Annotated in this window: 11 protein-coding genes; 8 read left to right on the top strand and 3 right to left on the bottom strand. The window is 70.8% G+C overall.

Translation table 11 applies throughout. From position 1 onward, the window contains the following. Window positions 1-460: 460 nt before the first annotated feature. The 3 genes from ACP4J0_RS37795 to ACP4J0_RS37805 form a co-directional block, all read right to left on the bottom strand. Window positions 461-1,924, bottom strand: a complete 1,464-nt coding sequence (locus ACP4J0_RS37795; RefSeq protein ID WP_426603863.1) for a catalase — start codon at window positions 1,922-1,924, stop codon at window positions 461-463. Window positions 1,925-2,102: 178 nt separating this feature from the next. Continuing rightward, complete coding sequence (locus ACP4J0_RS37800) at window positions 2,103-2,993, bottom strand: 2-hydroxy-3-oxopropionate reductase (protein ID WP_426603866.1); 891 nt, start codon at window positions 2,991-2,993, stop codon at window positions 2,103-2,105. A 47-nt stretch (window positions 2,994-3,040) separates the two neighbouring features. Continuing rightward, window positions 3,041-3,880 (bottom strand): TIM barrel protein, encoded by an 840-nt coding sequence (locus ACP4J0_RS37805; RefSeq protein WP_426603868.1) that lies wholly within the window; start codon window positions 3,878-3,880, stop codon window positions 3,041-3,043. Window positions 3,881-4,021: 141 nt separating this feature from the next. On the opposite strand from ACP4J0_RS37805, the gene ACP4J0_RS37810 reads away from it, so the two are divergent. From ACP4J0_RS37810 to ACP4J0_RS37845, 8 genes are all read left to right on the top strand, one after another. Further along, the gene (locus ACP4J0_RS37810) at window positions 4,022-4,288 is read left to right on the top strand and encodes a hypothetical protein (protein ID WP_426603870.1); all 267 of its coding nucleotides are present in this window, start codon (window positions 4,022-4,024) and stop codon (window positions 4,286-4,288) included. Continuing rightward, on the top strand, window positions 4,285-4,653 hold the full coding sequence (locus ACP4J0_RS37815) for a helix-turn-helix domain-containing protein (RefSeq protein ID WP_225637070.1): 369 nt from the start codon (window positions 4,285-4,287) through the stop codon (window positions 4,651-4,653). The genes ACP4J0_RS37810 and ACP4J0_RS37815 overlap by 4 nt, the downstream gene beginning before the upstream one ends. A gap of 149 nt (window positions 4,654-4,802) precedes the next feature. Continuing rightward, the gene (uraD, locus tag ACP4J0_RS37820; protein ID WP_426603872.1) at window positions 4,803-5,312 is read left to right on the top strand and encodes a 2-oxo-4-hydroxy-4-carboxy-5-ureidoimidazoline decarboxylase; all 510 of its coding nucleotides are present in this window, start codon (window positions 4,803-4,805) and stop codon (window positions 5,310-5,312) included. 2 nt (window positions 5,313-5,314) lie between these two features. Then, the gene (uraH, locus tag ACP4J0_RS37825; protein ID WP_426603874.1) at window positions 5,315-5,716 is read left to right on the top strand and encodes a hydroxyisourate hydrolase; all 402 of its coding nucleotides are present in this window, start codon (window positions 5,315-5,317) and stop codon (window positions 5,714-5,716) included. Window positions 5,717-5,723: 7 nt separating this feature from the next. Next, complete coding sequence (pucL, locus tag ACP4J0_RS37830) at window positions 5,724-6,659, top strand: factor-independent urate hydroxylase (RefSeq protein ID WP_426603876.1); 936 nt, start codon at window positions 5,724-5,726, stop codon at window positions 6,657-6,659. Window positions 6,660-6,724: 65 nt separating this feature from the next. Further along, window positions 6,725-8,140 (top strand): nucleobase:cation symporter-2 family protein, encoded by a 1,416-nt coding sequence (locus tag ACP4J0_RS37835; protein ID WP_426603878.1) that lies wholly within the window; start codon window positions 6,725-6,727, stop codon window positions 8,138-8,140. Between the two features lie 70 nt (window positions 8,141-8,210). Then, window positions 8,211-9,623, top strand: coding sequence for an 8-oxoguanine deaminase (locus tag ACP4J0_RS37840; RefSeq protein ID WP_426603880.1), 1,413 nt, complete (start codon window positions 8,211-8,213; stop codon window positions 9,621-9,623). Window positions 9,624-9,911: 288 nt separating this feature from the next. Continuing rightward, window positions 9,912-11,306, top strand: coding sequence for a nucleobase:cation symporter-2 family protein (locus ACP4J0_RS37845; protein WP_426603882.1), 1,395 nt, complete (start codon window positions 9,912-9,914; stop codon window positions 11,304-11,306). Window positions 11,307-11,435: the final 129 nt, after the last annotated feature.

An 11,435-nucleotide genomic window follows, 5' to 3' on the forward strand; every position in this document is an offset into this window, starting at 1 on the left:
GGGGGGGGGGGGGGGGGGGTGGGTGGGGCGGGCGCCGGCTGCCGGGGGGGGGGGGGGGGCGCCCCCCCCCCCCGGGGGGGGGGGGCCCCCGCGGGGGGGGCCCCCCCCCCCCCCCCCCCCGCTTCCCTGCCGGTGAAGGTTCTTCATGTGGTGTCCGTCCGACAGCGCGAGGCTGGGCGCGACAGGTCGTTCGCGCCGCCGGACGGAGTCTCGGGCCTCTTCCGCGAAGAGGCGGGTGGTGGCTGGGACCGCGGCGGTGCGACGGGCCGGAACGCTTCTCCCCTCAGGTCGTAGGAGAAGCCCCTGGCCCTTCACCACCGCACTGGCTCGCAGGCCGCCGCGGTCCTCGCCCTGCCCGTGCCGGCCCCGGGCGGCCACCCCTCATCCGGGCCGCTCCGGTGCCTGCACGGGCCGCGCACGGTCCCGGCCTCCCCGCCGAATCCGTACGCGAGCCGGTGGATCAGTCCTCGCGCAGGGCGCGGACCGCCTCCTCCACGCGCTTGCCGTACTCGGGGTCGGCGGCGTGGAAGTGCGCGAGGTTCTTCTCGACCACGTCGTTGCGGGACACCTGGGACAGGCCGCCGGCGATGTTCGCGACCAGACGCCCGCGCTCGTCCTCGGTCATCAGCCGGAACAGCTCACCGGCCTGGAAGAAGTGGTCGTCCTTGGTGTGCTGCGGGGCCTCGTGGGTGCCGGTGTGACCGGACACCGCGAGCGGGGCGGCCAGCGGGCGGCCGGTCTCGACCGGGCCGTCGTACGAGTTCGGCTCGTAGTTCTTGGCGTCCCGGCCCTGCGAGTTGGAGGCCATGAAGCCGTCGCGCCCGTAGTTGGCCGCGCCGCCGGGCACCGCCTTCGGAGCGTTCACCGCGAGCTGGGTGTGGTTGACGCCCAGGCGGTAGCGGTGCGCGTCCGCGTAGGCGAACAGGCGGCCCTGGAGCATCTTGTCGGGGGAGGGGCCGATGCCCGGAACGAAGTTGTTCGGGGAGAACGCGGCCTGCTCGACCTCGGCGAAGACGTTGTCCGGGTTGCGGTCGAGCACCAGCCGGCCCACCCGCTTGAGCGGGTAGTCGGCGTGCGGCCACACCTTGGTCACGTCGAACGGGTTGAAGCGGTAGTTCGCCGCGTCGGCCACCGGCATCAGCTGCACGTGCAGGGTCCAGGACGGGTACACGCCCCGCTCGATCGCCTGCACCAGGTCCGTCTGGTGCGAGGCCGGGTCCTCGCCCGCCAGCTTGGCGGCCTCGTCGGCGGTCAGGCAGCGGATGCCCTGGTCCGTCTTGAAGTGGTACTTGACGAAGTACGACTCGCCCTTGGCGTTCGTCCACTGGTAGGTGTGCGAGCCGAAGCCGTCCATGTGGCGGTAGGACGCCGGGATGCCGCGGTCGCCCATCAGCCAGGTCACCTGGTGGGTGGCCTCGGGGGAGTGCGCCCAGAAGTCCCAGACGTTGTCCGGCTCCTGGCGGCCCGAGAACGGGTCGCGCTTCTGCGAGTGGATGAAGTCGGGGAACTTGATCGGGTCCTTGATGAAGAACACCGGGGTGTTGTTGCCGACGAGGTCGTAGTTGCCCTCCTCGGTGTAGAACTTCAGCGCGAAGCCGCGCGGGTCGCGGACCGCGTCTGCGCCGCCGAGGGAGTCGGCCACGGTGGAGAAGCGCAGGAAGACCTCGGTGCGCTTGCCGACGCTGCTCAGGAAGTCGGCGTGCGTGTAGCCGGTGACGTCGTCGGTCACCTCGAAGTGGCCGTAGGCGCCGGAGCCGCGGGCGTGCACCACGCGCTCCGGGATGCGCTCGCGGTTGAAGCGGGCCAGCTTCTCGATGAGGTGCTGGTCCTGGATCAGGAGGGGGCCGCCGATGCCGGCGGAGGCGGAGTTCTGGTTGTCGGCGACCGGGGCGCCGGACTCTGTCGTGAGCACGCGCTGCGACATCGGGGACCTTCCGTGCGAGGGGTCAGCGGAAACTTGTTTCCGCTTCGTGGAGCCTAAGTTCGGGTGACAGGCACGTCAACAGTTTGTTGAAGTGGGTTCCGGGCGGTGCCGCCGCTCGGGCGCGACAGGACAGGTGTCAGCGACGGCACCGCCCGGAAGTCTCGTGAGCTGCGTACGGTCAGACCTGGGCGCCGGACAGGCGCTCCACGGCCCGCAGCAGGGCCGAGTGGTCCAGGCCGCCGTCGCCCTGGGCGCGCAGCGACGCGACGAGCTGGGCGACCACGGCGCCGACCGGCAGCGCGGCGCCGACGTTGCGGGCGGCGTCGGTGACGATGCCCATGTCCTTGTGGTGCAGGTCGATGCGGAAGCCCGGCTTGAAGTCGCGGGCCAGGAAGTTGTCCTTCTTCCGCGTCAGCACGGTCGAGCCGGCCAGGCCGCCGTTGAGGACGTCGAGGGCGGCCGTGAGGTCCACGCCCGACTTCTCCAGGAAGACCACGGCCTCGGCGCACGCCTGGATGTTCACGGCGACGATCAGCTGGTTGGCGGCCTTCACGGTCTGGCCCGAGCCGTGCGGACCGCACAGCACGATGGTCTTGCCCAGCGCCTCCAGCAGCGGCTTGGCCTCGTCGAAGTCGGCCTGCTCACCGCCGACCATGATGGACAGCACGGCCTCGATGGCGCCGGCCTCGCCGCCGGACACCGGGGCGTCCAGGACGCGGATGCCCTTGTCCTTCGCGGCCTTCGCGAGGTCGACCGAGGTCTGCGGGGTGATCGAGGACATGTCGACCAGCAGGGCGCCGGACCTCGCGTTCTCCAGGATGCCGTCGGGGCCGTAGGCGATGGCCTCGACCTGCGGCGACGCGGGCACCATGGTGACGACGACGTCGGCGTCGCGCACGGCCTCGGCGATCGAGCCGGCCGCGGTGCCGCCGGCGGCGGACAGGCGGTCCAGCTTCTCCTGCTCCAGGGTGAAGCCGGTGACCTGGTAACCCGCCTTGATCAGGTTCTCCGACATGGGGGAGCCCATGATGCCGAGACCGATCCAGGCGACCTTGGGGAGCGTGCTCATGATGGGTGCCTCTCTGAAAATCTGTGAAGAGTTCCTACGGGTGGCGCTCAGCGGGCCGCGCGGGCCTCGGCCGGCAGCCAGGAGAAGGACTCGGCGCTGGGGTTGTCGCCCGGCTTGTACTCCAGGCCGACCCAGCCGTCGTAACCGGCCTTCCTCAGGCGGTCGAGCAGCTCCTCGAGCGGGAGGGAGCCGGTGCCGGGGGCGCCGCGGCCCGGGTTGTCGGCGATCTGCACGTGCCCGGTCTTCGCGGCGTACGCGTCGATCACCCGCGGCAGGTCCTCGCCGTTCATGGACAGGTGGTAGAGGTCCATGAGGAACGTGGCGTTGCCGAGCCCGGTGGCCGCGTTGACCTTGTCCACGACCTCGATCGCGGCCGGTGCCGTCACCAGCGGGTACAGCGGCGACTCGGGCTTGTTGAGCGCCTCGATCAGCAGGACCGCGCCGATCCGGTCGGCCGCGCGGGCGGCGAGGACCAGGTTCTCCAGCGCCAGCTCGTCCTGCTCGGCCGGGTCCACGCCCTCGACGCGGTTGCCGTACAGGGCGTTGAGCGCCGTGCAGCCCAGCGACTTCGCGAAGTCGGCGGCCACGTCGACGTTGGCGCGGAAACGGTCCGACTCCTCGCCCGGGACGGACAGGGCGCCGCGGTCGGGGCCCGGCAGCTGTCCCGCGTAGAAGTTCAGCCCGGTGAGCCGGACGCCCGCGTCCTCGATCGCCTTCTTGAGGGCGTCGAGCTCGGACTGCTCGGGGGTGGGGGAGTCGACCCAGGGCCACCACAGCTCGACCGCGGTGAAGCCGGCCGCGGCGGCGGCCGCGGGGCGCTCCAGGAGCGGGAGTTCCGTGAAGAGGATCGACAGGTTGACGTTGAAGCGCTGGTCTGCGAAGCCCATCGGGTGCCGCGCTCCCTTCCGTTTCGATCGTTGTTCCGCATTACGGAAGATGCTTTCTGCTTAATGGAAGATTGCCGTCGGTGCTCGGCGCTTGTCAAGAGGGGGCGGCGGAAAGCGGTCACCGCGCGTTAGGTTGACCGGGTGCGATTGAGAGTGGAGTTCACGACCGAGCCCTTCGACCTGGACGAGGCGCCCGCGCACGCGGTGGTGGCCCGGGAGGTCGTCGAGGCCGCGGAGCTGGACGAGGTGGACGTCGGCCCGTTCGGCAACACCGCGGAGGGCGGCGCCGACGAGGTGCTCACCGCCGTGGACGCGCTGCTGCGCCGGTCCCTGGAGGCGGGGGCCACCCGGATCTCCCTCCAGGTCAACGTGGTCGGGCAGGGCGCCGAAGGGGAGGGCGAGCGGTGACCGGTCCGGGGGAGGAGCCCTTCATCGCGGCCGTCAAACCCCTGGTCGACGCCATCGGGGGCGAGATGCTCCCACCGGACGAGGCCGGTCAGGACGACGTCGTCCTCGCCTGGGAGGGCGCCGACGTCGTGGCCGTGCGCCTGCCGCAGCTCGCCGACTCCCTGGACCACATCCTGGCCGCCATGGAGCGCCGGCAGGGCAGGCCGCTGGCCGAACTGGACCGGCGCGCCAAGCAGGAGGTCGTCCGCACCCTGGAGGCGCGCGGCGCCTTCTCCGTGCGGCACGGCGTGGAGACCGTCGCGAGCGCCCTCGGCGTCAGCCGTTTCACCGTCTACAACTACCTCAACCGCGAGAAGGACTCCTGACCTGCACAGGAGCCCCACATCACGAGCCGCCGTCCGGAATCCGGGCGGCGGCTTTCGTCACACCAAATTTTCAACAAAGTGTTGACGCGTTGTTTCCGAGGGCGTTAGCTATCGGCACGCCCGTTCAGCACAAGGCCACGGAGGCTCCCGTGACGTCCACTTTCGCGTCGGGCCTGGCCCGTTTCAACGCATCCGAGGAGTCCGCGGCACTCGCGGAACTCCACGAGGCGTGTGCCTCGACGGCGTGGGCCCGGCACCTGCTCGCCGCCCGCCCCTACGCCACCACCGAGGACCTGTACGCCGCGAGTGACGCCGCCATGGCCGAGCTGACGGCGGACGACCTCGCCGAGGCGATGGCCGGGCACCCGCCCATCGGCCGCCCCAAGCCGGGCGACCCGACCTCCTCCCGGGAGCAGGCCGCAATGGCCGGCGCCTCGGAGGAACTCAAGGCGGAGATGCTCGAACTCAACCTGGCCTACCAGGACAAGTTCGGCCACGTCTTCCTCATCTGCGCCACCGGCCGGACCGGCGAGCAGATGCGGGACGCGGCTCTGGAGCGGATCGGCAACTCGCCCGAGCAGGAGCGGGAGATCGTCCGCACCGAACTGGGGAAGATCAACCGCATCCGCCTTTCCCGACTCGTCGAACAGGACGCCTGACCATGAGCACCAGCACCACCGCCTCCGTGTCCACGCACATCCTGGACACCAGCGCCGGCCGCCCCGCCGAGGCAGTCGCCGTCCGGCTCGCCGCCCGCCAGGGCAGCGACGCGGACTGGCAGGCACTCGGCGGCTCCGCGACCGACGCCGACGGCCGGTGCAAGGACCTCCCGGCCCTGCCGGAGGGCACCACACACGTACGGCTCGACTTCGACACCGAGACGTACTTCGCCAAGAAACAAGCCGCGGCCCAGCAGGACGCCCCCGCGCTCCGGGACAGCGAGAACGGCCGGCCCGTGTTCTTCCCCGAGGTCGCCATCACCTTCGCGGTGGTGCCCGGGGAGCACTACCACGTTCCGCTGCTGCTCAACCCGTTCGGCTACTCCGTTTACCGAGGGAGCTGACCGACACATGACCCGTTTCGTCCTGGGACAGAACCAGTACGGCAAGGCAGAGAACCGCGTCGTCAAGATCACGCGGGACGGCGACACGCACCACATCAAGGACCTCAACGTCTCCGTCGCCCTCTCCGGCGACATGGAGGAGGTCCACCGCAGCGGGTCCAACGCGAACGTCCTGCCGACCGACACCACCAAGAACACGGTGTTCGCCTTCGCCAAGGAGCACGGGATCGAGAGCGCCGAGGACCTCGGCGTCAAGCTCGCCCGCCACTTCGTCGACAACAACGAGCCGATCCACCGGGCCCGCATCCGCATCGAGGAGTACGGCTGGGAGCGGATCGAGACCTCGAAGGGCGGCGCCCGCTTCGTCGGCTCCGACGAGATCGCCCACTCCTTCGTCCGCAAGGGCCAGGAGACCCGCGTCGCGGAGATCACCTACGACGGCCACGGCATCCAGGTGCTCTCCGGCTTCAAGGACCTCACCGTCCTGAACTCGACCAACTCCGAGTTCTTCGGCTACCTGAAGGACAAGTACACCACCCTCCAGGAGGACTACGACCGCATCCTCGCCACCACCGTCTCCACCTGGTGGCGGCACAACTGGGACGGCATCGACTCGCACGCCCCGGACTGGGACCGCTCGTACCACGGGGTCCGCAAGCACGCGCTCCAGGCGTTCGCCGAGACCTACTCGTACTCGCTTCAGCAGACCCTCTTCGAGATGGGCGTGCGGGTGCTGAACTCCCGTGACGAGGTCGACGAGATCCGCTTCTCGATGCCCAACAAGCACCACTTCCGCTCGGACCTGTCGCCCTTCGGGATCGACAACGAGGCCAAGGACGGCGCCGTCTACTACGCCGCCGACCGGCCCTACGGCCTGATCGAGGCCACCATCCTGCGCGACGGCGCCGAGCAACTGATCCCGGTCGACATGACCAACCTCTGACGCGGGACGCGCGCCACCGGCCCGGCCCCCCGGGGCCGGTGGCGCGCCACACCGGAGGGAACACCATGGCACAGCCTGCAACGGAGCCGGCGAAAGGCTCACGTTCCACCCCGTCACCGGAGCACACGGAGGACGCCGTCACGTCCGTGCACCCGGTCGACGAGAAGCTCCACCCCTCGCGGCTCGTCCCCGCCGCGCTCCAGCACATCGCCGCCATGTACGCGGGCGTTGTCACTCCTCCGCTCATCATCGGCCAGGCCTGCGGACTCGACATCGAGGGCCGCACCCGGCTGATCGCGGCGAGCCTGCTCATCGCGGGCATCGCCACCCTGATCCAGACGCTCGGCGTCAAGGGCTTCGTCGGCAACCGCCTGCCGTTCGTCAACGCCGCCTCCTCGGCCGGCATCGCGCCCATCCTCGCCATCGCCGAGACGAACAGCGAGGGCGGCCAACTCCCCGCCATCTACGGCGCGGTGATGGTCGCCGGCGTCTTCTGCCTCGCCGTCGGCCCGTTCTTCGGCCGGCTGCTCCGCTTCTTCCCGCCCCTGGTCACCGGCGTGGTCATCACCCTCATCGGCGTCACACTGATGCCGGTCCCCGTCGGCTGGGCCCAGGGCGGAGACGAGAGCGCCGCCGACTTCGGCTCCATGGGCAACCTCGCGCTCGCCGCGTTCACCCTCGCCGTCATCCTCGTCATGCAGCGCTTCGGCAAGGGCTTCCTCAAGCAGGTCGCCCTGCTCTTCGGCCTGCTCGTCGGCACCCTGGTCGCCATCCCCGTCGGCATGGCCGACTTCAGCGCCCTGAAGTCGGCGCCGGTCGCCGCGCTGCCCACGCCCTTCGCCTTCGGCGCCCCCGAGTTCCAGCCCGCCGCGATCCTGTCGCTGTGCATCGTGATGCTGGTCCTGATGACCGAGTCGTCCGCCGGCATGCTCGCCCTCGGCGAGATCTGCGACCGCCCCGCCGACGCCAAGGTCATCACCCGCGGCCTGCGCACCGACGGCCTCGCCACCCTGGTCGGCCCCGTCTTCGGCGGCTTCCCCACCTCCGCCTTCGCGCAGAACGTCGGCGTCGTCACCCTCACCCGGGTACGCAGCCGCTACGTCGTCGCCGTCGCCGGCGCCACCCTGCTCGTCCTCGGCGCCTTCCCGGTCCTCGGCGCGGTCGTCTCCCTGGTCCCCATGCCGGTACTCGGCGGCGCGGGCATCGTCCTCTTCGGCTCGATCGCCGTCAGCGGCATCCGTACGCTGTCCGAGGCCGGTCTGGACGACAGCTCCAACATCATCCTGGTGGCCGTGGCGCTCGGCGCGGGCATCATCCCGCTGGCCGCGCCGACCTTCTACGCCGAGTTCCCGGCGTGGGCACAGACGGTGCTCGGCTCCGGCATCAGCGCCGGCGCGCTCGTCGCGGTCACTCTCAACCTGTTCTTCCACCATCTCGGCACCCGGAGCCGCACCACCGTTCCGGCACTCAAATCCTCCTAGGGTCCTGCCGTGCCCTCCCCGTGGGTACTCAACTCCCGCCCACGGGCCCACTGAAAGAGAAGGAAGCAGCATGGCAGCATCATCGGCAGCAGAGCGCGCGGCCGGGCACGCGGCCGAGCGTGTGGTCATCGAGAACTGCGCGATAGCCACGGTGGACGCGGGCGACACCGAGATCGCCTCGGGGTACCTCGTCCTCGCCGGCAACCGGATCGAGTCGGTCGGCGCGGGAGGGGCACCCGAGGGCCTGGAGAACGTGGTGCGCCGGATCGACGCGACCGGCCACCTGGTCACGCCCGGCCTGGTCAACACCCACCACCACTTCTACCAGTGGATCACCCGGGGCCTGGCCACCGACCACAACCTGTTCGACTGGCTGGTCGCCCTCTACCCGACCTGGGTGCGCATCGACGAACCGATGGCGTACGCGGCGGCGCAGGGCTCCCTCGCCATGATGGCCCGCGGCGGAGTCACCACCGCCATGGACCACCACTACGTCTTCCCGCGGGGCTCCGGCGACCTGTCCGGCGCGATCATCCGCGCCGCCCGCGAGACGGGCGTCCGCTTCACCCTCGCCCGCGGCTCCATGGACCGCGGCGAGTCCGACGGCGGGCTGCCGCCGGACTTCGCGGTGGAGAGCCTGGACGACGCGCTCGCCGCCACCGAGGCCACCGTCCGGGAACACCACGACGCCTCCTTCGACGCGATGACCCAGGTCGCCGTCGCGCCCTGCTCCCCCTTCTCCGTCTCCACCGAACTGATGCGCCAGGGCGCCGAGTTGGCCCGTCGCCTCGGCGTACGGCTGCACACCCACGGCTCGGAGACCGTGGAGGAGGAGAAGTTCTGCCACGAGCTGTTCGGCATGGGCCCGACCGACTACTTCGAGTCCACCGGCTGGCTCGGCGAGGACGTGTGGATGGCGCACTGCGTCCACATGAACGACGCCGACATCGCCGCCTTCGCCCGCACGGGGACCGGCGTCGCGCACTGCCCGTCCTCCAACGCGCGACTGGCCGCCGGCATCGCCCGCGTCCCCGACATGCTCGCCGCCGGTGTCCCGGTCGGCCTCGGCGTCGACGGCACCGCCTCCAACGAGTCCGGCGAACTCCACACCGAACTGCGCAACGCGCTCCTCGTCAACCGCCTCGGCGCCCACCGCGAGGCCGCGCTGAACGCCCGCAAGGCGCTGCGCCTGGGCACCTACGGCGGCGCCCAGGTCCTCGGCCGGGCCGCCGAGACCGGCTCGCTGGAGCCGGGCAAGCTGGCCGACCTGGTGCTGTGGCGGATGGACACCCTCGCCCACTCCTCGATCGCCGACCCGGTGGCCGCCCTGGTCCTCGGTGCCGCCGCCCCGGTCACGGCGTCGTTCGTGAACGGCCGCCAGATCGTCGAGAACGGCCGGCTGCTCACGGTCGACGAGGACGCCGTCGCCCGCTCCACCCGGGACGAGGCGCGGCGGCTGGCACGCGTCGCGGCGCAGGGCTGAACCACCGCGGCAGCTGAACACCGACAGGCCGCAAGGCACTTGAGCTCCGGCCGGGAGGGACGGCTCCCGGCCGGTAGCCGTGGACCCGAGCGGGGTCCACGGCGGCCGTCTCCGGGGCGTGCGCCCATGCGTACGCCCCCGGAGCGGTCACCGTTTCCCCGAACGGTCCGTCCCGGTCCCTCCCCCACTCTCGACTTCGCTCGAGCGGGAGGTACCCCATGCCCACCCGCACCACCTCCCTGACACCCGCGTCAATGCCGACGTGTACCCGACCGGAGGAACGCCGCCGTGGCCGACCACCCTGTTGACGAGAAACTCCCGCCACTGAAAATGGCGACGACCGGCCTGCAGCACGTGGCCGCCATGTACGCCGGAGTCGTCGCCCCACCCCTGATCGTCGGCGCGGCCATCGGCCTGACCGCGACCGAACTGACCTTCCTCACCGGCGCCTGCCTGTTCACCGCGGGCCTCGCCACCTTCCTGCAGACGCTCGGCATCTGGAAGATCGGTGCCCGACTGCCCTTCGTCAACGGCGTCACCTTCGCCGGTGTCGCCCCCATGACCGCGATCGTCGCGTCCACCGAGGACAAGTCCGACGCGTTGCCGATCATCTTCGGCGCCGTCATCGTCGCCGGACTCATCGGCTTCTTCGCGGCCCCCTTCTTCAGCAAGGCGATCCGGTTCTTCCCACCGGTCGTCACCGGCACGGTCATCACCCTCATAGGCATATCCCTGCTGCCCGTGGCCTTCGGCTGGGCGCAGGGTTCCAGTCCCGAGGCCGACGACTTCGGGTCGTCGACCAACCTGGCCCTGGCCGGGATCACCCTCGTCGTCGTCCTCCTCCTGCGCCGCTTCACCCGGGGCTTCGTCAAGCAGATCGCCGTGCTGCTCGGCCTGGTCGCCGGCACGCTCATCGCGATCCCGTTCGGCGTCACGGACTTCGGGCCGGTCGCGGACGCGAGCATCGTCGGCTTCCCGACGCCGTTCCATTTCGGCGCCCCGCAGTTCCAGCTCGCCGCGATCCTCTCCATGTGCGTGGTGATGGTGGTCTCGATGACCGAGTCCACCGCCGACATGCTCGCCCTGGGTGAGATCGTGGACCGCCCGGCCGACGAGAAGACCATCGCGGCCGGCCTGCGTGCCGACACCCTCGGCTCCGCGCTCAGCCCGGTCTTCAACGGGTTCATGTGCAGCGCCTTCGCCCAGAACATCGGCCTGGTGGCGATGACGAAGATCCGCAGCCGCTTCGTCGTGGCCGCGGGCGGCGGCTTCCTGGTCCTGATGGGCCTGTGCCCGATGGCCGCCTCGCTCATCGCCGTCGTACCCCGGCCGGTGCTCGGCGGTGCCGGAGTGGTGCTGTTCGGCTCGGTCGCGGCCAGCGGCATCCAGACCCTGGTGAGGGCGAGCCTGGACAAGGACAACAACGTCCTGATCGTGGCGGTCTCCCTGGCCGTCGGCATCATCCCGATCGCGGCGCCGGAGTTCTACCACTCGTTCCCGGAGAACGCGAAGATCATCCTCGACTCGGGCATCTCGACCGGCTGCCTGGCAGCCGTCCTGCTCAACCTGGTCTTCAACCACATCGGCGGCCGGGGGCGGGACGCGGAGGACGTGACCCACCCGATGGAGGCGGGGACGGAGATCACCGAGGCAACGGCGACCCGGGCGCCCGCCACGCCGTGACCCGAGGGCATGACGCGGAAGGGGGGGGGGGGGGGGGGGGGGAGGAGGGGGAGAAGGCACAGCCACACGAACAGCAAGAACCACCCCCCCCCCCCCCCCCCCCCCCCACAAACGAGAAGGCACAAAGAG

It is taken from the genome of Streptomyces sp. WG7, assembly GCF_049975785.1.
Classification (GTDB): domain Bacteria; phylum Actinomycetota; class Actinomycetes; order Streptomycetales; family Streptomycetaceae; genus Streptomyces.

Bases quoted from the DNA above. Each gene is read 5' to 3' on its own strand.
- ACP4J0_RS37795 (WP_426603863.1), bottom strand. From the start codon at position 1,924: ATGTCGCAGCGCGTGCTCACGACAGAGTCCGGCGCCCCGGTCGCCGAC.
- ACP4J0_RS37800 (WP_426603866.1), bottom strand. From the start codon at position 2,993: ATGAGCACGCTCCCCAAGGTCGCCTGGATCGGTCTCGGCATCATGGGC.
- ACP4J0_RS37805 (WP_426603868.1), bottom strand. From the start codon at position 3,880: ATGGGCTTCGCAGACCAGCGCTTCAACGTCAACCTGTCGATCCTCTTC.
- uraH (WP_426603874.1), top strand. From the start codon at position 5,315: ATGAGCACCAGCACCACCGCCTCCGTGTCCACGCACATCCTGGACACC.
- pucL (WP_426603876.1), top strand. From the start codon at position 5,724: ATGACCCGTTTCGTCCTGGGACAGAACCAGTACGGCAAGGCAGAGAAC.
- ACP4J0_RS37835 (WP_426603878.1), top strand. From the start codon at position 6,725: ATGGCACAGCCTGCAACGGAGCCGGCGAAAGGCTCACGTTCCACCCCG.
- ACP4J0_RS37840 (WP_426603880.1), top strand. From the start codon at position 8,211: ATGGCAGCATCATCGGCAGCAGAGCGCGCGGCCGGGCACGCGGCCGAG.